Here is a 22,545-nt window from a genome sequence, read left to right on the forward strand (position 1 = left end):
TTCGGATTAACGGTTAAGTGATGGTGCATTGGCCCGGATGACTTCGGAAAAATTGACCAGCATCCCGGCTGTTGCCCCCCAGATGTAATATTCTCGATACGGGATCGCAAAATAACGCCTGCGGGTACCTTCAAATGTCACGGTTTGCAGTTTCTGGTTTCGCGGATCAAGAATGAAATTGAGCGGAACTTCAAAGACTTCGGCCACTTCGTGATCATCAGGTTTCAGGTCGAAGGGCGGAGTCACAAGACCAATCACCGGTGTCACCTGATAACCGGTCACTGTGTAGTAATCGTCAATCCGCCCAACCAAATCGATATGATGTCGCGCGAGACCGATTTCCTCTTCTGTTTCGCGAAGCGCGGTTTCTTCCAATGTCGCATCGATTTCTTCCTGCCGCCCGCCGGGAAAACTGATCTGGCCAGCATGGTCGCTGAGATGATCAGTACGCCTTGTCAGAATCACATGCAACCCGGCATCGCGTTTGACCAAAGGCACCAGAACGGCGGCTGGACGCGACACCAGTTCGCCATCGGCAAAGGCACGCGCACGGGATTTAGAACCCGGGAAATCGACAGCATGATCACCACGGCGCTGCAAAACATCGCCCGCGGGCGCGCGCAAGGCTGCAATGATATCATCGGGTGTCATTCGGTGGCCTCCATCCGACCGATCTCAAAGAACTGGCCATGACTATACACACCGATACGGATCATATTGTTATCAGGGTCATTTATTTCTTCGGCCAGTTCGACCAACTGATAGAAAACCGCGCGGTTCAGACGGGCCTCAAGCCCGCGCTCCAGCCCGATATAGGGCGAAGGTTCATCCGTTTCGGGATCATGTTCGACACGCAGGGGGTGGTCGCTATCGAGTTCGACCCACTGGTCGATATTGGTCCGAAAGCGGATGTTCTGATCCTTGCCTTTGCCTTCGTTTTGCATCTCGATCGCGATGAAGGCGACATCTTCGACATCAATTCGCGCCATCTCGGCGGGGGTAACCAACCAGTGGCCGCCTTCCTCGTCACGCTGCAGCACGGAAGAAAAAAGCTTTACCAGTTCAATTCGGCCGATTGGCCCATCTTGATAGAACCAGGTGCCATCACGACCTATAGACATAGGTATGTCGCCGCAAATTTGTGGATGTCGACCGGTATCAGGCTTTTGCCCCCGAAGGCGCGTCCACAATTTCTCGGCGAGATCGACGGTTTTTTGGTTATCATTCATGCTGTAGAGTTGATCCTGAACCAGACGTTTTCCCGTTTCACTTAACCGATTTCATCTGCGTTCTTCGACCTGCTATCGCCTGCACTGCAACATAGGAAGCACAGTCAACCGCCATGACAAACGCGCCAAAATTTCCCGAAGAAATGGGTTTCTCCCAGGAAAGCAGTCTGGAACGCGATGCAACTCGTCTGGACGAGTGCGTCTCACGGCTGGCCGAAGCCCGCAAAATGGTTTCCAGTATTATATTTGGGCAGAATGATGCCGTAGAGCAAACACTTATCGGAATTTTATCCGGTGGACATGTTCTGATGGTTGGTGCGCCGGGCCTTGGCAAGTCATTGCTTGCCCATACGCTGGGCAAGGTTCTTGGCCTGCTTGACAAGCGTGTCCAGTTTACGCCCGATCTGATGCCTGCTGATATTCTGGGCTCTGAAGTTCTTGAAGAAGGCGCAGATGGCAAACGCGCGTTTCGCTTTATCAAGGGACCGGTATTTTGCCAGTTGCTTTTGGCCGACGAAATCAACCGTGCCAGCCCGCGTACACAGTCGGCCCTGTTGCAAGCCATGCAGGAACGCGAAGTATCTGTTGCCGGTTACAGCCACAAGCTGCCCGAACCGTTCCACGTTCTGGCAACCCAGAACCCGCTGGAGCAGGAAGGCACCTATCCCCTGCCCGAAGCACAGCTTGACCGTTTCCTGCTTGAAGTACGTCTTGGCTATCCCAATGCCGATGAAGAACGCAAGATCGTGACCGAGACCACCGGCCGTTATCCGACCCGCCCGCGCCAGGTTCTCCAGACCGATGATCTGGTCGAGGCACAGGACTTTGTCCGGCGCCTTCCGATGCCTGACCGGGTCTTGGACACGATCGTCGCACTGTGTCGCGAATGCCGTCCTGAAAGCACATCACTTGCCGAAATTCGCGAAAATGTGGCCTGGGGTCCCGGTACACGTGCCGCACAGGCCCTGTCACTGGCATGCCGGGCACGGGCCATGCTGTTTGGCCGCTTCGCGCCATCCATCGAAGACATCGAAGAACTTGCCGTCCCTGTCCTGCGCCATCGTTTCGGTCTGACCTATGGTGCCCGCGCCGAGGGCTTTACCGCCAAGGGACTGATAACCGATGCGCTGGCCCATCTGCAGGAGAACAGCTAATTGGTCACCGCCCCCGCGCATGATCATGTTGCCGCCGCCCGCGCCCTTGCGGCCCGACTGCCCCAGCTGATTGATGAGTCGCGCCGAACGGCCATCAGTCTGCGCAGTGGTCTGCACGGCAATCGCAAGGTCGGACCGGGCAGCGATTTCTGGCAGTTCCGCCCCTATGTCCCGGGCGATCCGACCAACCAGATAGACTGGCGTCGTTCGGCGCGCAGCGAGCACACCTTCATCCGACAAACCGAATGGCAAGCCAGTCACAATTACTGGATCTGGCCGGTTCTTTCGCCATCAACCTATTGGGCATCGAAAGACAGCCTTCCATCAAAGGCAGAGCGCACCCTGATCATCGCCATTGCGCTGGCTGATCTTTTGATCCGCAACGGTGAAACCGTTGGCACTTTTGATGGTGAACGCACGCGTATCACTTCGGCAGAACATCTTGAAAAGCTGGCCCATGCGATGCTGGCAAGTCCGCAAAGCATTTCCGATCAGGGCACAAACATTCATCCCGGACGGAAACATTCGGTTCTAATTCTGGGTGACTTCCTTGAATTTTCTGATGAAACCGAAAGATCGACGCAAACTGTTCGGCGATTGGGGCAATATCAAAATGACGGGGCGCTGGTTCAGATTCTTGATCCTGCGGAGATCACCCCGCCATATCAGGGGCGTGTTGATCTGTTCGATACCGACGATCAGATGATTTTTCGCAGCGAAAAGTTCGAAGACCTTGCCGATGGTTTTAAAAAGCGCGCGCAAAAATGGCGCGCGCAGGTCCGCGATGCCGCGCGTCATAATGACTGGCTCTATGACCGCCACGTCACATCAGAAAGCGCCAGCCCGACCCTGCTTGCGCTTTATCAGCATCTGAGCGAACGACAAAACCAAAGCGGGTCAAACGGGCGGGGTCGCCCGAACCTGCAGCGTGCCAACAGGCAGGAGACGTCATGAGCCTTTCGGCCATTACATTCCTGTACCCCGCGATGCTGGCCGGACTGATGGTTTTACCGATTGTCTGGCTTCTGATCAGATCGGCACCGCGTTCACCAAAAACCATTGTTTTCCCGGCAGCTCGCATCTTGCGCGGTCTTAAAAGTAATCGCCGCGACATCCAGCGTGCCCCGATTTGGCAGACCATTCTGCGGTGTCTTATCCTGACACTTCTGATCATTGCCGCCGCCCGCCCGGTGATGAACCGAAATGATTTTGCCGCCGATGATGGCGCGATCCTGATCATTGCCGATAATGGCTGGGACAGTGCGGCGAACTGGCGACAATACCGGACGGCACTGGACCAGATCGCCAACCAGGCCCGTTTTGATCTGCAAACAGTTTATATCGCACAAACCGTGCCCGAGGCCGCCGGTGCAAGCACATGGAAGCTTCCCGACATTGTCGGGCCGGTATCCCCCGCCGACACCACAAGCCTGTTTGACAGGTTGCAACCACGCCCCTGGTCGGCCGATTACACCGCACTGTCGGATCTGATTTCAGAACGCCCGGAAATGAACCGGTCGGTTGGAAGCATTCTGTGGCTGACAGGGCAAATGGACAGTCCCGACAAAGCGGAACTGGCATCCGAGTTACTTGATATCGCACCAATCACCATCATCTCGCCGACCACAACAGATCGTATTGCCATCCGGTCATTGAACCGGTCCGGAACGGGCATGGTTGCGACATTGAGCCATAATCGCGATGACCTTCCACGCACAGTCAACCTTCTGGCCCGTGGAGAGCGCGGCAATGTGATCCTGCGCCATTCGGTTGATCTGGCAGCCAATACCGACCAAAGCGACGTCGCCATAATGCTGCCCAGTGATATCTCCAACGCGATACAGTCTGTCGGGATCGAGGGTATCGAAAGTGCCGCAACGATGTTCCAGACCGGGGCGCGCTGGCAGCAACGTCGGGTTGGCGTCGTTGCCAGTTCCGGCGATGGTCCGGGGGTATTGTCTGATCAGTACTTCTTTCTTGATCGTGCGTTATCGCCCTATGCGGATGTGACCTATGCCCCACTGGGGACTTTGTTGGAAAACGGGGTCGATGTTCTGGTCTCCGCCGGGCCGATTTCCGGTCTGGGTAGCCAGTTTGACGCGCTTGAACGGTGGATCAATCAAGGCGGTATGCTGGTCCGCTTCGCAGGCGACAGTTCATCGCAAATCGGCAATGACTTTCTGCCCGTCAGGCTCAGACTGGGCAACCGGGACTTTGGCGGATCAATGTCATGGGAGAAACCTAAAAGGTTGCTCGATTTCCCGGAAAACAGTCCGTTTCACGGTATCGCTGTCCCCGGTGACATCACCGTCACCCGACAATTGCTGGCCGAACCTGACCCGGACATTGTCAGCAAAACATGGGCGCGCCTGACCGACGGCACACCGCTGATTACCAGCGCACCGCGCAACGCTGGCCGACTTGTGCTGTTCCATGTCACACCATGGGCGGATTGGTCGAACCTGCCGATGTCGGGCCTGTTTGTGGAGCTGTGGCAAAAGATCCTTCCACTTGCCAGTCCGAGCAATCGCAGCGATGCCGAACTTCAAAGCAGTCTTCCGGCGCAAACCGTGTTGGACGGTTTTGGGCATCCGCACCAACCAGACGCGCTCATCTTGCCGGTTCAAACACCGCTGCCAACACCGAGCCCGCGCCATCCACCGGGCATTTACGGCGAAAACGGACAAGCAGTTGCACTTAATCTTGGTCCGTCGCTTACAGATATCGGGCGCGATGTCGTATGGCCGTCTGGCGTCAGCACACGCGAAGTCACCGATCAAAACCAGATAGACCTTGCAGCCCTTTGTTTGTTGGCGGCTTTCATTCTTGTTCTGTTTGATGCCTTGATCTTGCTTGTTCTAAACCATGTGTCCCTGCGCCGAAGTCGCCGCAGCAATGCCCTGACGTCGGTCTTGCTCGCGGTTATCCTTACCGGGGCCAGCATCGCCGTCATGCACCCTTTGCCTTCGGCAGCCGCAACCAACCTGCCCGAGGCCGCATTGCAGCCACGCCTGGCCTATCTGGAAACCGGGAATGCGCCGGTGGATCGTCTTAGCCACGCGGGCATGACCGGGCTTACCGAAATATTGCGTCGGCGCAGTGCAGCGGATTTGAACAGCGTTGATGGCATCAATCCGGAAACAGATGAGCTTAGCTTCTATCCCCTGATTTACTGGCCACTGGTTGATGGTCAGGAACCGTTTTCCGAACGCGCACAGGATCGCTTGAACAGATATCTTAACAATGGGGGAATGATCCTGATTGATAGCCGCGACCGCGAGGTGGAACCCGCCCGTCTGCGGCGCCTTCTGGCCGGGCTTGAAGTCCCGCTTTTGGACCGCGCGCCAAGTGATCACATCCTGTTTCGCAGTTTCTATCTGCTGGATCACGCCTTTGGCCGGTTTTCAGAACCGCTTTGGCTTGACGCCCGCCCCAGTCAGCGACTGGACGGTGTGGCTTCCGTTTTGTTTGGTGGCAATGACTGGGCGTCGGCATGGATCATCCCGGAAGGCCGCGATGATCTGCGCAATGAAGACATTTCGCCGCGCCAACGTGAAATGGCCTATCGGTTTGGTGTTAATCTGGTGATGTATGCCCTTACGGGAAGCTACAAGGGCGATCAGGTGCATATCCCGGCCATCCTTGAAAGGTTGGGCCGATGAATCAGGGATGGCAGAACCTACAGCTTTCACCACTGCTTGATATCACCATCCTGCAAGGTTTGGCGATCCTGTGCCTGGTGGCGGTCATTGTCTTTACGCTGTTTCGCTTGCGCGGGACGGTCTGGCGGGCAGTTGTCATGGTGCTGGTTCTTTTGACCCTTCTGGCTCCGCAATTCACCGATCAGGAAAGCGAACAACTCAGCGACATCGTGCTTGTGCTGGTCGACCGGTCGGCCAGCCAGAATATCGCAGACCGGGCAACACAGACCGACGCGGCAATTGCTGAACTGCAAGATCGCTTTGCCGATGATCCGTCTGTTGAGCTGCGTTTTGAAGATGTTCCGGGTAAGACCGATACGCGGATGTTTGCAGTGCTTGACCGGTTACTCGGTGGTTTACCGCGCGAACGGCTGGGCGGGGTCATGATGATTACCGACGGACAGGTGCATGACGTTCCCGACCGGCTTGACCTGAACGCGCCATTGCATGTTCTGATCAGTGGCGGGCGCGATGAACGCGATCGCAGGCTGGTCATTCGCCAAAGTGCCGATTACGGCATTGTCGGCAAGGATGCCGAATTCATGATCGAGGCCGTTGATCCACAACTGCCCCCGGGCACGGCCATCCCGGTAAGGATGTTGTTCGAAGACGGCACGGAACGTGAGATTGCCCTGCCTGCCAATGAGCAACACCGGGTGAGCATCCCGGTGCCCCATGCCGGATCGGTTCTGGCCGAATTGCGCATGGATACGTTTGATGAAGAAACCGACAAAACCAACAATCGGTTGATCCTTGAAACCACAGGGGTGCGTGACCGGCTGCGCGTTTTGTTGCTTTCTGGTGAACCCCATCCGGGCGAACGCGCCTGGCGCAACCTTCTGCGGGCCGATCCGGGTGTGGATCTTGTGCATTTCACAATTTTGCGCCCGCCGGAAAAGGGCGACGACACACCGATCAATGAACTGGCCCTGATCCCGTTTCCGATCCGCGACCTGTTTGAGGTCCGGTTGCGTCAGTTCGATCTGATCATTTTTGATCGCTATCAGATGCGCGGGGTTTTGCCGCCCCACTATCTGGAAAAGGTGGTTGATTTCGTGCGCTGGGGCGGGGCAGCACTGGTCGTCGCCGGGCCGGAATATATCGGGCCGGACGGACTTGCCGGTACGGCCTTGAACGATCTGATGCCCGCCGTGCCCACAGGACGTGTGATCGAACAGGCCTTCGTCCCGCGCGTCAATCAGGCCGGACGATTGCATCCGGTGACAACCGCGATTGCCGGGTCCCCGAATACGCCACCAAAATGGGGGCAGTGGTATCGCCAGATCGAAACCCGTGTCTCTGATCCTGACGCCATGACGCTTTTGACCGGTGTTGACGAAATGCCGCTTCTGACCATGCAGCGCGTTGAGGAAGGCCGCGTCGCGATGCTGAGTTCCGATCAGATGTGGCTGTGGCAGCGCGGCCATGATGGCGGCGGCCCGGTTGCCGAATTGCTGCGGCGTCTTTCGCACTGGCTGATGAAGGAACCCGCCCTTGACGAAAATACGGTCCGCAGCGAACGCAGTCCCGATGGCAACAGCCTGATCCTGAATTGGCGCAAAATCGGCGCGGCCCCGGACACAGCCAGCGTGATCAACCCGGAAACAGGCGAACAGATCAACGCCACGTTCGAACAACTGCCCGACCAGTCATGGCAGGCGACCGTGCCTATTGAAACCCGTGGTCTGATCCGGGTTCGGGTCCGCGATCAAAACAATCGCAGTCAAACCAGCCTGCATGTGGATCGCGATGTTTTGACCGCCGAAACCCAGAACACCAATTCCACCCCAGACCTTTTGGCTGGCGTGGTGGCGGAAAATGACGGTTATATCGGTCGGATCGAAGACGGCTTGCCTGATTTTCGCCATGTGCCTGATGATCGTATCTGGCATGGCGGTAACTGGGCTGGCTTTGTACAAACCGACAGTTTCAAGACCGTGATTGGCGGCATCACCAACCTGCTGCCCATCCCGTTTGTAGCACTTTTGATCGGCGCGATCTGTTTGCTGGGCTGGCGGATTGAAAGCAAGTAATTACGGGGTCGGGCGCTGACGTCCACGCCCTTCATGATATTCGACGCATGCTTCCTTGTGGAAGTTACAAAGGCCACCTTTGAATTTCTCGACCAGGAAATCGATAAAGACACGCACCTTGCTTGGCAGGTGGCGGCGCTCGGGATAGACCGCATAAATCCCGCCACTGCTAAGCGGGTCATAGTCTTGAAGGATGCGGACCAAACGCCCTTCACTGAGGGCCTCGGCAACGATGAATTCCGGTTCGCGCGCGATGCCAAGTCCCCGGATGGCAGCAACAGAGGTGAACTCGCCATTGTTGCATGACATCACCGGGTTCACCCGAACCGAGACCTGACCATCGGGACCTTCAAAATCCCAGATATTGGGACTTGGGACGTTGGTATATGAAATCGTCCTGTGTTCGAGCAGATCCTGTGGCGTTTTGGGTTCGCCATGTTCTGCCAGATACCCCGGGGATGCAACTACATGCCCCCTGAAATCGGCAAGTTTGCGTGCAATAAGACTGGAATCTTTAAGGCGCGTGATTCGCAACGCCATATCAATCCCTTCGGCCACGAGATCGACCATATGATCGGCCAGGTGAATATCGACGTGGAGCCCCGGATACTTTTCCATGAACTCGGTAACGAGTTGCGGCAGATACATCTGCCCAAAGGTCAGCGGGGCGGAAATGCGAAGTGTGCCACGCGGTGTGCCACGCAAATCAGTCAATGCATGTTCGGCTGTTTCGATTTCTTCGACCACGCGTGCGCAGTGCTGATAGAAGGTCGACCCGGCATCTGTCAGGCTCAGCCGCCGTGTTGTGCGGTTCAAAAGCCGAATGCCAAGATTGTCCTCAAGCTTCGTCACATGTTTGCTGACCGCAGATTTTGACATACCAAGTTTGCGGGCCGCGCCGGAAAAACTGCGTTCTTCGACAACGCGGGCAAAGACGGTCATCCCGTCAAGATTTCCGATCAACATTAAGCGACTCCCAGGGCGGACTGTTGCGCGATTGGAAACAAATTAATGTCACATCAACGGATTGTCTTCAACGCGGAAATCGGGACAATAAACCTCAACAATCGCAATATGCCCTTTGCAGCCGCTAGGGCACCGCGCCGACAACATGCAAGGAAACGGACATGGGATTACTTGTCGACGGAAAATGGCAAGACAAATGGTACGATACCAAAAGTACCGGCGGAAAGTTCAAGCGTCAGGAATCAGCGTTTCGCAACTGGATCTCGGCTGATGCAGATGCAGAATTCCCCGCGGAAAAGGGCCGCTATCATCTTTATGTGTCCTATGCCTGCCCCTGGGCGCATCGCACCCTGATTTTCCGCGCCCTGAAGGGGCTTGAAGACATGATCAGCGTATCGGTCGTGCACTGGCATATGGGTGAGAACGGTTGGGAGTTTGATCGCACCGCAGGGCTTCCCGACCATCTTGAAGACCGCGACTTCATGCATCAGGTCTATACGGACGCGATTTCCGATTACACAGGGCGCGTCACGGTGCCTGTCGTCTGGGACAAGAAGGCCAACAAACTGGTCAGCAATGAGTCTGCCGAAATCATTCGCATGTTTAACAGTGCGTTTGATGACCTTGGCGCGACCAACGTTGATTTCTATCCCGAAGCATTGCGGGCCGAAATCGACAAGGTGAACGAGCGCGTTTACCACGACGTGAATAACGGCGTGTACAAATCAGGCTTTGCCACGACACAGTCAGCCTATGAAGAGGCGGTCACCACCCTATTTGACGCGCTCGACTGGCTGGAAGACCGCCTGTCCAAACAGCGCTATCTTGTTGGCAATCAGCTTACAGAAGCAGACTGGCGGCTGTTTACCACCCTGCTGCGCTTTGACCCGGTTTATCACGGGCATTTCAAATGCAATCTGCGCAAGCTGAATGAATATCCCAATCTTTGGGCCTATACGCGTGATCTGTATCAGCAGCCCGGTATCAAGCAGACGGTGTTCATGGACCATATCAAGGGCCACTATTACGAAAGCCACCCGACGATCAATCCATCTGGTGTGGTTCCATTGGGCCCGGTGATGGATCTGGATGCGCCACATGGTCGCGAAAAGCTGTCCTGATCGCCAAACCCGGTATCGAAAAACAAAAAACCCCGCAGCATCGCTGCGGGGTTTTTAATTTCCGAAAATCGGAAAAATCAGTTCAGACGAACTTTGATTTCCGCGATCGCGCTATCAACCAGCTCGTCTGCCTTTGCACCCGAAACCTTGTCGCTGACAAGTGCCGTGGTGGCCTTGGCTGCGATTTCGGCGACATGCGCACGAACTTCGGCGATAGCCTGGCTTTCGAGGTTGGAGATACGATCCAGAGCCTGCTGTTCACGGCGTTTAAGGGCCGCTTTCAACTCTGCCTGGGCGCTCTCTAGCATACGGTCGGCTTCTACCTTGGCATGCGCGCGGATTTCGTCAGCTTCCTTAAGCGCTTCACGCTGTTTGGCCTGATAATTGGCCAGAAGCTCTTGGGCTTCTTCGCGAAGACGCTGTGCTTCGTCCAGTTCGTCGGAAATCTTCTGTGCACGTTTATCAAGTGCAGCAGAGATCCCTTTGACGGCTTTGAAACCGCCAAAACCGACGACCAGCACGAAGGAAAGCGTGGTCCAGGTGTATGGATCGGTAAGGAAAGTAACCTCTTGGGTTGCCATTATCTTACTCTCCTACGATTGCCGAAACAGCCTTGTCGGCAGTTTTGGCCTGAACCTTGACACCGATAAGTTTGTCGGTTGCTTCACGGGCAATTTCCGATGCTGCTTCTGCAACACCCGTCATCGCATCCGCTTTTGCGTCCGCAATTGCCTTTTCGGCGTCAGATGTCTTTTTAGACAGCTTCTTGACCATAGCTTCGGTTTTCTTGGCTTGCTCTGCAGCAGCCTTTTCCGATGCTTCGCGAATATCTGCCTGAGCAGCATCACGAGCTTCTGCCAGAGCAGCCTCGTACTTCGCGATGGCGGCATCGGTTTCGTCTTTCAACGCCCGAGCCTTGCCAAGGTTGTCTTCGATGGTTTTTTGACGGCGTTCAAGAACTTCACCGACTTTCGGCAGCGCGATTCTCGACATCAGGAAATACAAGATGGCGAAAATAACGAACAGCCAGAAAATCTGTTCTGAGAACGTCGCAATATCAAACTGCGGCATAGCCTACTCCCGAATTCAACGAGACCGGCGAGGGAGTGCCTCGCCGGGCCGTGTATTCGCGCAAAAGGCGCCGATTAGCCGAACAGAACGATCAGCGCAACGACGAGTGCGAACAGTGCAATAGCTTCGGTAACAGCAAAGCCGATCCAGCCATACAGTTCAACGTCGCCTTTTGCAGCCGGGTTACGGCCAACAGTCGCAATCAGGCTCGACCAGATGTTACCAACACCGATACCGGCACCAATCATGCCAATAGCAGCCAGGCCAGCACCGATCATCTTAGCAGCATCGAGTTCCATAACTTCACCCTTTCGAATTTCTTAAAGGCAATCAGAAGAGATCACACCAAACCACACACATCAGTGCATGTGGATTGCATCATGGAGATAGATGCAGGTGAGAATTGTGTAGACATAAGCCTGAAGCGCAGCAATGCCGAACTCCAGAACAGTAATCCCCGTCAGCAAAGCAAACGGAAGCACGCCGAGAATGCCAATCAGGCCAACGAACCCACCGATAACTTTCAGCATGATGTGGCCGACGGTCATGTTCGCAAACAGTCGGATCGCCAAGCTGAACGGACGAGAGAAATAGGAGATGATTTCGATCGGGATCAGAATGATCGCAGTCGCAATCGGCGCACCTTCAGGGAAGAACATCCGAAGATAATGCGTACCATGACGCATGAAGCCGATGACCGTCACACCGAGGAAGATCACCAGAGCCATCGCAAAGGTTACGGCGATGTGGCTCGTAAAGGTAAAGCTGTGCGGGATCATGCCAAGCAGGTTCCCGAACAGAACAAACATAAACAGCGTAAAGACGAACGGGAAATATTTGCGACCTGCGCTTCCCACGTTGTCCTTGAGCATATTGGCGACGAATTCGTACATCACCTCGGCAGATCCCTGCCAGCGCCCCGGAACCAGCGCGCCGCGACGCATCGAAAGCGTCATGAAGCCCGTTACGAGAACGGCTGCGATCACCATCCAAAGTGCGGAGTTGGTGAAGGAAATATCAATGCCGGCAACCGAAAGTTCGGCCAAGGGCTTGATTTCAAACTGCTCTAGCGGTCCAGCCACCGTAATCCTCGCTCAATATTATCAGGGTTCGGATTGGTCCCCGTTCCCCTGCTTGCGCTCCCCCATCGCACGGCCAAGTCCGACAGCACTGTCAAAACCCTTGGCAACGCGATAAGCGTTCAAACCTCCGGCACCTGCTCCGAGAAAAACAAACAGAACAAGCAGCCAAGGTGTCGTATCAAGCACCCGATCCAGCGCCCAGCCGATCAGCAAGCCAACAAGAACCGCAGCGATCATTTCCGCCGAAATCCTCATGCCAAGCGCCATCCCTTGGGATGGTTTGCCGGTCGCCCGGTTCGGGCTGTGCAGGTCTTTGCGTTTGCCTGTAACTGCTGCCAGTTTGCTTTCAAGCTCTGCTAATGAAGCGCGATCTTTATCATCGCTCATTGTCGTGAACCCCGCTTTGGCAGCCCTGCAGACGTCGCAAGGAAATGCGCGGGCAACATACTTAGCACCCCATGGGCTGTCAAGCTGTAAAACCCCACCCTGCGCTGGCTTTAAAAACTGATGTTAAATGATATATTTCAAATACTTAACCCAGCAAATGTGATTGAAAACACTTTTGATGTTAGGCAATAGTCGCAATCGGTTAAATTAACAGTGAACTGCCCCACTTGCCTGCAACGGGCGGTTTTCCTTGGTTATCACCGATTTGGCGGCGGTTTCTGTGCCGACTGACAAATTTGGTGATTTTCCCCAAGACCATACAATTTGCCAGAATCAGAGCTGAATTTCTTCGAAACCATGAAATATCGGCAGTTTAAACCGTGGCCACATTCCCGATTCACCATCAGGCCGCGACTTCAGTTCCCGTCACTCCCGTCACCAAGGACAGCCATCAGTTGATCATACCTTACGCACGCGCAGGGTGCGTTCACCGTCGACTTTCTGCCAGCCATCCGGTTTGGCAGCCAACATCCAGTCGAACTTGTGAAACAGTGCCCAAACAGCGCCAAGCGTATTGACCGCAATTGAGTTCATATCAATCGGCTGGGTATCAAGGATTTCGTCACGCAGGATGGCAACAATCTGTGCGACCGTGTTCTTGCCATCAAAGACCGCCAACAAGCGCGCCAAATCTGGCCCACCTGTCAGATCAACCGCATTGCCACTGCCATCTTCGATCAGGACCGGCTGACCTGCGAGCGCAACCAGATCGTCAAAGAAGGTCTTGTTTGGCGGAACAAAGAAATAGGGTGCCAGTTCCGCATCCGGCAGAACTTCGGTCGTTTGGCCCTTGTCTTCACGCGTCAGATAAAATGCATGAAGTGGCATCGCGCCACTGAAGCGTTCGCAGAATGCCTGTTGATCACATAGCGGCTTTGCCGCCAGTTCACGCAGCAACGCCGGATCACGGACCAGATTTTCAATGTTGTAATGGGCCTTGCCCGTGCCACCGAACCCGAAGAAACCGGTAAAGGCCGCAACATGCAGTTCTGCCGAAGACGCAAAGCGATAAACACCATGGACGTCATAGGCACATTCAACGGGATGCAGCAGCAGGTCGACAATTTCCGGATCGTTTTCAAGCAGACCTTTGATAAAGCCCGGGCAGCCGCCCATTTTAAGCAACATGTTGTCTTCGGGCAGGGCCGAGAGCAACGTACGCGTCATCTCAAGCTGCTGCGGCAGGTCTTTGCCTTCCAGCAATGGCTCGATCATTTTGCGCCATTCTGTCACGGCAAGACGGCCATGTTCGCCGTAAACCATGATGCCCATCGCCCCATCGGCCTTAAGCACAGATGTCAGATCCCGCAGGCCTTCTTCCGGGTCTTCAAGGTGATGCAAGACACCGGCGCAATTGATGTAATCGAACGCTTCGGGTTTGGATTTGGCAAACTCTGAGATCGTCTGATTAACAAAGCTGACATTTGAAAGACCGCGTGCCTCGGCCCGTGCCCGGGCGACCTTTGTGCTGGCGCTTGATGGTTCAAGATAGGTTACCGATCCACCAACGTCACGTAGCTGTTCTGCCAACCAGATCATCGAATCACCGGTTCCGCCACCTGCCACAAGGGCGCGAAAGCTGTCGTCGAAGTCCTTGGCCCCGCCAAAGCAGTAATGATTAACCCGCGAGAGTGTATCAAGTGGCGGCATTAACAGACGGTCTTTTTCCTGCTGCGGATCACGCAGGGGATAGGGAAACAGCTCATACAGCTCGCGCACTTTCTGGGACATTCGGCCTTCACCATCATTGAGTTTCTATGATGTTTAGCATCGGGTGCCCTATCAGTTTATTAATAAACTGCTCAAGAACCGGGCGGCCTGTAGCCGATGTTGTGGGTCTTAGCTGGTGAAGTCGAGTTCGGTCTGTTCTTTTTTGGAATAGACTTCTGCCTGATGCAGGTCGACCGAGACCAGAGAGGACACACCGCGTTCGGCCATGGTCACGCCAAACAGGCGGTTCATACGTGCCATGGTCATACGGTGGTGCGTGATAACCAGGAAGCGGGTATTGGCATGTCGGCCGATGGCTTCCAACAGCTTGCAGAAGCGGTCCACGTTGGCGTCATCAAGTGGTGCGTCGACCTCGTCAAGCACACATATCGGTGCCGGGTTGGTCAGGAAGACCGCAAACAGCAATGCCACAGCAGTCAGGGCCTGTTCACCACCCGAAAGCAGCGAAAGATGCTGGAGCTTCTTGCCCGGCGGGGATGCCATGATTTCCAGCCCGGCTTCAAGCGGATCGTCCGCGTCGGTCAACATCAGATGCGCACCACCACCGCCAAACAGGCGGACAAACAGTTGCTGGAAGTGCTTGTCGACTTCATCGAAGGCAGCTTTCAAACGTGCACGAGCTTCGCGGTTGAGCTGGTTGATGCCATTGCGCAGCTTTTCAATGGCAGCAATCAAATCATCGCGTTCGGACACCATGGTGTCTTTCTGTTCCTGCATTTCGGCCAGTTCGACCTCTGCACGCAGGTTGACCGCCCCCAGATTTTCACGTTCACGGGTCTGGCGTTGCAGACGGGCTTCGATATCGCCTTCGCTTGGCAGGTCCTTGGTCAGATCAATTTGGCCAAGCTCCACCAACTGGTCTGGCGTTGCATTAACCCGTTCACGGATACGTTCAATCAGGTCACGGCGATGTTGCTCAGCTTGTTCCAGCAGGGCTTCGCAGCGCACGCGCCCCTCACGGGCTTCGGCCAGTTTTTGTTCTGCTTCGCGCAGGTTCTGATCGGCCTCGCGTTGGGCGTTTTCGGCGCGTTGCAGTTCATCAGCGGCTTCTTTACGGGTCGCGTCAGAAAGCTCGATCCGGTCTGACAGGATTGCACGGCGTTCTTCGATCTCTTCGGGCTTTAGTTCAAGCTCCTCGATCTCCATGCGGGCTTCTTCCTGGCGTTCGCGCAGTTCGGCAACCCGTTCACCCGCCCCCGATGCACGTTCGTTCCAGGTGGCAATTTCGTTTTCAACAAATTCAAGACGCTTCCGCCGGCCCGACATGGTGCTTTGCATGCGTTCAAGCTGGCTGCGGGCTTCCATGTGATCGGCACGCGCATCGGCCAGATTTGCGCGTTTCTCGATCATTTCGGCCTTGATTTCCATCAGGCCCTCACTGCTTTCCTCTGGCAGGGCCGCAAGCTCTTCCTGTTCGGCAATCAGCTCATCAAGATCCTGCTTGGCGCGCTTTTCGGCTTCTTCGGCGTTCTGAAGGCGGCTTTCGATGGCGCTGGCATCGCGTTTGATATTGGCGATTTCCTCACGCGCGGATGACGCGGCATTTTCCGCATCGCGCACCGCCCTATGAGCTTCCTGCTCCGCCGCTCGAGCTGCCTCTATTTCTTCATCAAGGCGTTCGACATTTTCACTGGCGATCTCGGCGCGCTCGCTCGCAGCTTCAACCACCGCATCAGCTTCTTCAAGTTCACCGCGCAGTTCCTCAAGGCGGTTGCGCTGACGCAGCCGCACGGCGGCGGGTAATTCAGCCCCGGCAAGAATGCGATAGCCATCCCACCGCCAAAGTGCACCGTCGCGCGACACAAGCCGCTGGCCAACCTTAAGGTTCTTGGCAAGGAAGTTACCGGTCGCCTCATCATCGACAATGCCGATCTGCCAAAGACGACGGTTTAAAAGGGCGGGTGCCTCGACATATTTTGCAAGTGCTGTGACACCATCAGGCAGGGCCGGGTCATCGGTTGCCGGATCAATGGTTGCCCAATGCATGGCGGCATCAGTTGCATCGGGGGCATCAAGGTCCTCGCCAAGCGCAGCCGCCATGGCAAGTTCAAACCCGCCTTGTACCGTGATGTTTTCAATCACGCCGGGATACTTGTCATCATCACCGCCGCGCAAAAGGCTTTCAAGCGCCTCTATTTCCGCTGTCAGGCGGGCCTTTCGGCTTTCGGCGTCACGCAGCGCATCGCGCGCATCGCTTTCAGCGGTTTTCAAGCCATCTTCGCGATCCCGCATTTCAGCAAGGCGCATTTCCGCCTCTTCGACCGCCATTTTGCGCTGTTCAACAAGCTCCTCGCACTCTTCAAGATGCATGCTTGCTTCTTCAAGGGCTTCGGAAAAATCAGCCTCGATGCGGATGTCATCAAGCTTTGCAACAGCTTCGTCGTGGCGTTCCGTCAGGCGCGAACGGCGTGCATTAAGTTCACTCAGTCGCTGCTGAACCGATTTCAGGCGCGCCTCTTCTTCGGCGACCTTGTTGGTCAGTGCATCAACTTCTGTTTCCAGCTCCTCAACACGAAGGGCCTTTTCAGATGCGACCTCGCGGGCTTCATCAAGGGCGTCGTCTTCGCCGCCCTGCGCCTCGCTCAGTTCTTCGCGCTCGTCCTTCAGTTTTTTAAGTGCGCCTTCCGCGTCACTTGCCAATTCCGCCTCGCGGGCAAGGTCGGCGTCAATCTGCTGGATGCGTGCGCGCAATTGGCCCATCTGGGTTTCAATCTGGGCCTTGTCCTTATCAAGACCTTCGCGTTCGATCAAAAGGCGCTGAAGGGCTGCTGCCGCCTCAGATTCTTTTTTGCGTAGATCGGGAAGGCTTGCAGCCACGTGGGCCTGAACAGTTGTTGCCTCGGTCACCGACGATGTCAGGTCGCGCACGGCGCTTTCGCCTGCGACCAGCAACTCACGAGCGTCATCCTGACGTTTCTGGGCTTCGGTCCAGCGGATGTGGAACAGCAATGCCTCGGTCTGGCGGACACTTTCGGAGAGTTTGCGATAACGTTCGGCCTGTCTTGCCTGTTTTTGCAGGGAGGCGATCTGGCCATCAAGCTGCAAAAGAACGTCTTCGAGACGTTCCATATTCTGTTCGGCGTTCTTAAGCCTGAGTTCCGCCTCATGGCGGCGCGAATGCAGGCCTGTGATGCCCGCAGCTTCTTCAAGGATCAGGCGACGCTGGATCGGTTTGGCCCCGATCAGAGCGCCAATCTTGCCTTGGGAAACCATGGCGTTTGATCGTGCGCCGGTCGCGGCATCAGCAAACAACAGCTGCACATCACGGGCACGAACATCCTTGCCATTCACGCGGTAATTCGACCCGCCACCACGTTCGATACGGCGCGTGACTTCAAGCATGTCAAAGTCATTGAACATCGCGGGCGCCTTGCGCTCGCTGTTATCAAGGGTAACCGATACTTCCGCCACGTTACGTGCCGGACGGCTCGAAGTGCCGCCAAAAATCACGTCGGACATGTCGGACCCGCGCATCTGCTTGGCCGATGTTTCACCCATCACCCAGCGCAGTGCTTCGACAAGATTGGATTTGCCACAGCCGTTCGGGCCGACAACACCGGTCAGCCCGTCTTCAACGAGTAGATCTGTTGAATCGACGAAGGATTTAAACCCCGTCAGCTTTAGCGATTTAAACTGGACCAATCATGTCCCCCGGTCCGACCCTGTCCCCTGTTGCCGAACACCGCAGATACGGTGTTCGACAGGATTGTTTTATTTAGTCGATAAGGTCTTCGACTTTTTCAACAAAGAGTTCTGCTTCGCGCGAACCCTCAATTAGCTCTCCATCAAGGATGAAGCTTGGCGTGGAGCTGACATTGAATTCCTGTTCGCCAGTCATGCGCGAACCAACGATACCATCAATCAGTTCCTGATCGGCAATACAGGCATCCACCGCATCGCCGGTCATGCCTGCAAAGCGCACCACTTCCTTGATACTGGCGACCGGGTCCTGCGAACGTGCCCAGGTCATCTGGGATTTGAACAGCATGCCCAGAACACCGAAATAGCGATCTTCGCCCGCGCACTGCGCAATGGCAGCAGCACGCAACGCAACACCGTCAAGCGGATAGTCGCGATAGATCAGCTTCAGTTTGCCGGTATCAATCAGCTTTTCCTTGATCTCAGGCAGAACCTCGTTGTGGAAGGACGCGCAATGCGGGCAGGTCAAAGATGCATATTCAATCATCGTGACCGGCGCATTCTCGTCACCCATCACATGTTCTTTCCACTCTACTGCTTGTGCCTGTTGGGCGCTTGCAAGCCCGACCATCATCAAAAACGCACCAGCAAGAAACTTAACTGCCTTTAGCAAGGAAACCTCCGTTAAAACAAAGTTTTGTGATTACAAGCCTGTTGCAGCGCGGGAGTCAACACACCCCCGAAAACGGCTATGCCACCAACGAGTCGCCAAGTTGGCGCGCAATTGCGGCAACTCCGTGATCGTTCATTTAAGAAAACTGATTCGATTATTACCGACACGCAACACAACAGGGCGTGATCGCCAAACATGGGAGCGCGGGCACCCGCGAACTGCATCAAATGCCTTATTTCTTGCCGGTTTTGGGCCGCAACCCGCCACTTGCCCCGGCGATATGTCGGCCAAGCCGTGCAAGCACTTCACGCAGATGGGGATCTTCGATCTTTTCGAGATCGGCCTGACTGGTTGGGCTGATGTCGGCTTCGGGGACTTCGGTCGGGCGATGGACTGTGCGTTCGGGGCGCGAAATATCACCCTGAAGCATCGTGATCTTGTTGATCGCACGATAGCCGAAATAGCTGTTCACCCGCTCGATGATTTGCGGCATACGGTGTTGCAATTCAAGGGCTACCGGACCAACAACCCGGATCAGCAAGGTGCCACCGGCGATACTTTCCTTGGGCGGGGGGCTGTATTTCAACGGCATGGTGTATTTTTCAAGGTCACGCCCGACGATCTCGGCCCAATGCAGGATGATTTCGGTTTGGAAGAAGCCACGTTTACGCACCAGCGGCCGGGTCAGATTGCCAACAAGCGGGGCGACATTGCGAAGCCCCATGCGACGTTCTGAGCTGCCAAGCGGTGTGAATGCCTGCTTCTTTTTAGGTGCAACGGTTTTGGATGGCTGATCCAGCATCGAGCCACTTTTCGTACCTACACTATCTTTTTTCTTGCTCACGCCCGCTTCTTTCGTAGGGTCTGCTTCAAAGTCCGAAAAACAACATAACACGGGATCGACGTGCATTTCACCCATCAGGATACCCAACGCCTCGCAGCAAGCATGCTTGAATGGTACGACCGCCATCACCGCACCCTGCCCTGGCGATCAGAACCAGGCGAGACGCCAGATCCCTATCATGTCTGGCTCAGCGAAATCATGCTGCAACAAACCACCGTGCAGACGGTGGGGCCTTATTTTGCTGCCTTCTTGAAACGTTGGCCGACGGTGACTGATCTTGCCAATGCAGAACTTGATGATGTGCTGCATGCCTGGCAAGGGCTTGGATATTATGCGCGGGCGCGCAACCTGCATAAATGCGCCAAGGTTGTTGCATCCGAATATGACGGCGTTTTTCCCGATACCGAGGACGGCTTGTTGAAGCTGCCGGGTATTGGTCCCTATACCGCCTGCGCGGTTGCCGCCATTGCCTTTAACCGCCATGCAAGCCCGGTTGATGGAAATATTGAACGGGTGATTTCTCGGTTGTTTGCACTGGAAACGCCACTGCCTGACGTCAAACCCGAAATCAAGGAAAAGTCAGCCGCCCTAACCCCGACTGATCGCCCGGGTGATTATGCCCAGGCATTGATGGATTTGGGTGCAACGGTATGCACGCCGCGCAATCCGGCATGCGGCATTTGCCCGTGGCAGGCCGATTGCGAGGGACGCAAATCAGGCATTGCGCCAGAGCTTCCCAAAAAACGCAAAAAAGAACCGAAACCAACACGGGTCGGTTATGCGTTTTGGATCCGGCGCGAAGACGATGGTCGCATTCTTGTGCGGCGCCGCCCGGAAAAGGGATTGCTTGGTGGCTTGTATGAAGTCCCCGGAAGCGACTGGCGCGCGATTGAAACGCCTGATGATGTGATGCTGTCCGAAGCACCGGTGTCGGCCAAGTGGGCAGAGCTTGACGGCACGGTTGGCCACACCTTCACGCACTTTCATCTGAATGTCAGCGTGCTTGCGACCACCCTGCCCGTTGAGGAGGCAGATAAACTTGACGGCAGCTGGACAACAATTGACGGGCTGTCGGACTTTGCCCTGCCGACCGTCATGAAAAAGATCGTCCGTCATGCCCTCAAATACGGGCCAGCCTGATCTGGCAGCTCTGTCGTATAAAACCTGCGTAATTAAAAAGGCCCGTGGTCAAAACCACGGGCCTTTGTCTTTTTCTTTCATCGCGCGGCGCGATCAGGCGTAGATGTCGATTACCTGTCCACGGCCCTCTGTCGGGGTCGGTGCGGCCTGCTGCGACGTTTCAGCTTCTGCTGTTTGCTCTACCCGCTGTGTCGGCGGTGTGTTCAGGTCATTGTTACCCGTTTCAGCAATCGGCGCTGTGGCCTGCTGAATTTGGACCGGGTTGGGTGCGTATGCGGCACCCCCTACTGCACCTGCTTGCATGTTCTTCTCCATCTATCCTTGCGGATAAGTTTGATGATCGTAATATAGCAAGAATTTTGCGCAAAAGCAAAACCGGCGGGTTTCGCAACCACGCCGGTTTTTTTTGGGCATCAATGATCTAGTCGGAATTTTCCGGTCAGGCTCAGGCGGGGACCTGACCCATTTCCTTGCGTAGCTGACTACGCAGATTGTCGATCGAAACCAGTCGGCCATCGCACTTGTAATGCCAATAAGTCCAACCATTACAAGCCTGTGCGCCCTGCACATGTGCGCCAACCTGATGGATCGAACCGGCATTGTCCTTGTGACTGATGGACCCGTCGGCACGTACCATGGCAGCGACATTGCCCCGGTTGTCATAGATCTTGTCGCCCGGCGAAAGCAGGCCACGTTCGATCACAGCACCGAACGGAATACGCGGCAAGGAACGCTTCGACTCGGTCAACTCAAGGCTGTCGCCATCCAGCATCTGGACCTTGGCAATGCGATCACGCGCGGCCTCGGCATAGCTTTCTTCGCGTTCCAAACCGATGAAGTGACGGCCAAGGCGTCGTGCAGCCGCGCCGGTCGTTCCCGTACCAAAGAACGGATCAAGCACCACGTCACCCTGACGGGTGGTTGCCATCAGAACACGCTGCAACAGTGCTTCGGGCTTCTGGGTCGGATGGACCTTCTTGCCCTTGTCGTCCTTAAGACGCTCCGAGCCAGAGCAAATCGGCATCAACCAGTCAGAGCGCATCTGCAAGCCTTCATTAAGCTGCTTCATCGCTTCGTAATTAAAGGTGATCGCCTTTTGCTCTTCGCTTTTCGAGCACCACAGAAGGGTCTCGTGCGCGTTGCAGAAACGCTTGCCGCGGAAGTTCGGCATCGGGTTGGTTTTGCGCCAGACAATGTCATTGAGGATCCAATAACCGATGTCCTGAAGCGTGTTACCAACGCGATAAATGTTGTGATACGACCCGATCACCCAAATCGCACCGGTATCCTTAAGAACACGGCGTGCTGCCGTCAGCCAGTCGCGGGTGAACTCGTCATAGTGACGGAAGCTGTCGAACTGATCCCAATGATCGTCGACAGCGTCGACCTTGGAATTGTTCGGGCGCAGCAGATCCCCACCAAGCTGAAGGTTGTAGGGCGGATCGGCAAAAATCAGATCGACGGATTTTTCCGGCAGGCTGTTCATCAGTTCGATGCAATCGCCAACCATCACCTGATCAAGTGGTAAAGATGTCTTTTTTGTCATGATGCCTTCTAGGTTCCCCCTTGAAATCTTGATGAAAGCATCAACCGAAATAGTTAATGAAAGAGTTAACCGACTCCGAAATTTTTCAAGGATTCGCATTGTCTTAGAAAGTGCGTCGCCTGTTTAGACAATCTTAACGGCTATGGTCGAAAAACCGGAAGATTTGCC

General features: G+C 55.3%; 20 protein-coding genes. 6 read left to right on the plus strand and 14 right to left on the minus strand.

Annotated elements, in window-relative coordinates:
* Positions 1-6: 6 nt before the first annotated feature.
* Complete coding sequence (locus AUQ43_RS08840; protein WP_062955887.1) at positions 7-651, minus strand: CoA pyrophosphatase; 645 nt, start codon at positions 649-651, stop codon at positions 7-9.
* Positions 648-1,229, minus strand: coding sequence for a DUF1285 domain-containing protein (locus AUQ43_RS08845; RefSeq protein WP_062955888.1), 582 nt, complete (start codon positions 1,227-1,229; stop codon positions 648-650). The genes AUQ43_RS08840 and AUQ43_RS08845 overlap by 4 nt, the downstream gene beginning before the upstream one ends.
* A 113-nt stretch (positions 1,230-1,342) precedes the next feature.
* Here AUQ43_RS08845 and AUQ43_RS08850 point away from each other — a divergent pair, with 113 nt between their 5' ends.
* Genes AUQ43_RS08850 through AUQ43_RS08865 form a run of 4 tightly spaced genes read left to right on the plus strand, consistent with a single transcriptional unit; the run spans position 1,343 to position 8,117 of the window.
* Positions 1,343-2,383, plus strand: a complete 1,041-nt coding sequence (locus AUQ43_RS08850) for a MoxR family ATPase (RefSeq protein ID WP_062955889.1) — start codon at positions 1,343-1,345, stop codon at positions 2,381-2,383.
* Complete coding sequence (locus AUQ43_RS08855; RefSeq protein ID WP_062955890.1) at positions 2,384-3,337, plus strand: DUF58 domain-containing protein; 954 nt, start codon at positions 2,384-2,386, stop codon at positions 3,335-3,337.
* Positions 3,334-6,045: a DUF4159 domain-containing protein gene (locus AUQ43_RS08860; RefSeq protein WP_062955891.1), complete on the plus strand. Its 2,712-nt coding sequence runs from the start codon at positions 3,334-3,336 to the stop codon at positions 6,043-6,045. Before AUQ43_RS08855 ends, AUQ43_RS08860 begins: the two co-directional genes overlap by 4 nt.
* Entirely contained in the window at positions 6,042-8,117 is a 2,076-nt protein-coding gene (locus AUQ43_RS08865; RefSeq protein WP_062955892.1) for a hypothetical protein, read from the plus strand. Before AUQ43_RS08860 ends, AUQ43_RS08865 begins: the two co-directional genes overlap by 4 nt.
* Here the strand turns inward: AUQ43_RS08865 and AUQ43_RS08870 are convergent, their stop codons facing one another.
* The gene (locus AUQ43_RS08870) at positions 8,118-9,083 is read right to left on the minus strand and encodes a LysR family transcriptional regulator (RefSeq protein ID WP_062955893.1); all 966 of its coding nucleotides are present in this window, start codon (positions 9,081-9,083) and stop codon (positions 8,118-8,120) included.
* 161 nt (positions 9,084-9,244) lie between these two features.
* Here AUQ43_RS08870 and AUQ43_RS08875 point away from each other — a divergent pair, with 161 nt between their 5' ends.
* On the plus strand, positions 9,245-10,204 hold the full coding sequence (locus tag AUQ43_RS08875; protein ID WP_062955894.1) for a glutathione S-transferase family protein: 960 nt from the start codon (positions 9,245-9,247) through the stop codon (positions 10,202-10,204).
* A gap of 77 nt (positions 10,205-10,281) precedes the next feature.
* Here AUQ43_RS08875 and AUQ43_RS08880 read toward each other — a convergent pair whose 3' ends face one another.
* The 9 genes from AUQ43_RS08880 to AUQ43_RS08920 all read right to left on the minus strand — a co-directional run bounded on the left by AUQ43_RS08880 (position 10,282) and on the right by AUQ43_RS08920 (position 19,691).
* Positions 10,282-10,785, minus strand: coding sequence for a F0F1 ATP synthase subunit B (locus AUQ43_RS08880; protein ID WP_062955895.1), 504 nt, complete (start codon positions 10,783-10,785; stop codon positions 10,282-10,284).
* Between the two features lie 4 nt (positions 10,786-10,789).
* Positions 10,790-11,275 carry a hypothetical protein gene (locus AUQ43_RS08885; RefSeq protein WP_062955896.1) on the minus strand — a complete coding sequence of 162 codons (486 nt, stop codon included), beginning with the start codon at positions 11,273-11,275 and terminating at the stop codon, positions 10,790-10,792.
* A gap of 74 nt (positions 11,276-11,349) precedes the next feature.
* Positions 11,350-11,574 carry an ATP synthase subunit C family protein gene (locus AUQ43_RS08890; RefSeq protein WP_007089066.1) on the minus strand — a complete coding sequence of 75 codons (225 nt, stop codon included), beginning with the start codon at positions 11,572-11,574 and terminating at the stop codon, positions 11,350-11,352.
* A gap of 60 nt (positions 11,575-11,634) precedes the next feature.
* On the minus strand, positions 11,635-12,357 hold the full coding sequence (locus AUQ43_RS08895; RefSeq protein ID WP_008889876.1) for a F0F1 ATP synthase subunit A: 723 nt from the start codon (positions 12,355-12,357) through the stop codon (positions 11,635-11,637).
* Between the two features lie 21 nt (positions 12,358-12,378).
* Positions 12,379-12,744, minus strand: coding sequence for an AtpZ/AtpI family protein (locus AUQ43_RS20540; RefSeq protein ID WP_062955897.1), 366 nt, complete (start codon positions 12,742-12,744; stop codon positions 12,379-12,381).
* Positions 12,745-13,203: 459 nt separating this feature from the next.
* Positions 13,204-14,535: a bifunctional 2-polyprenyl-6-hydroxyphenol methylase/3-demethylubiquinol 3-O-methyltransferase UbiG gene (locus tag AUQ43_RS08905; protein ID WP_062955898.1), complete on the minus strand. Its 1,332-nt coding sequence runs from the start codon at positions 14,533-14,535 to the stop codon at positions 13,204-13,206.
* A gap of 108 nt (positions 14,536-14,643) precedes the next feature.
* Positions 14,644-18,177 (minus strand): chromosome segregation protein SMC, encoded by a 3,534-nt coding sequence (smc, locus tag AUQ43_RS08910; protein WP_062955899.1) that lies wholly within the window; start codon positions 18,175-18,177, stop codon positions 14,644-14,646.
* A 73-nt stretch (positions 18,178-18,250) separates the two neighbouring features.
* Entirely contained in the window at positions 18,251-18,847 is a 597-nt protein-coding gene (locus AUQ43_RS08915; protein ID WP_062955900.1) for a DsbA family protein, read from the minus strand.
* A gap of 232 nt (positions 18,848-19,079) precedes the next feature.
* Positions 19,080-19,691 (minus strand): DUF721 domain-containing protein, encoded by a 612-nt coding sequence (locus tag AUQ43_RS08920; protein WP_062956044.1) that lies wholly within the window; start codon positions 19,689-19,691, stop codon positions 19,080-19,082.
* A gap of 60 nt (positions 19,692-19,751) precedes the next feature.
* Between AUQ43_RS08920 and mutY the strand changes: the two genes are divergently transcribed.
* Complete coding sequence (gene mutY, locus AUQ43_RS08925) at positions 19,752-20,831, plus strand: A/G-specific adenine glycosylase (RefSeq protein ID WP_084272037.1); 1,080 nt, start codon at positions 19,752-19,754, stop codon at positions 20,829-20,831.
* A gap of 93 nt (positions 20,832-20,924) precedes the next feature.
* On the opposite strand, the gene AUQ43_RS08930 is transcribed toward mutY, so the two are convergent.
* Positions 20,925-21,134 carry a hypothetical protein gene (locus AUQ43_RS08930; protein ID WP_232310642.1) on the minus strand — a complete coding sequence of 70 codons (210 nt, stop codon included), beginning with the start codon at positions 21,132-21,134 and terminating at the stop codon, positions 20,925-20,927.
* Between the two features lie 142 nt (positions 21,135-21,276).
* Positions 21,277-22,377 (minus strand): site-specific DNA-methyltransferase, encoded by a 1,101-nt coding sequence (locus AUQ43_RS08935; RefSeq protein WP_062955903.1) that lies wholly within the window; start codon positions 22,375-22,377, stop codon positions 21,277-21,279.
* Positions 22,378-22,545 lie beyond the last annotated feature (168 nt).

It is taken from the genome of Thalassospira sp. MCCC 1A01148, assembly GCF_001613795.1.
GTDB lineage: Bacteria > Pseudomonadota > Alphaproteobacteria > Rhodospirillales > Thalassospiraceae > Thalassospira.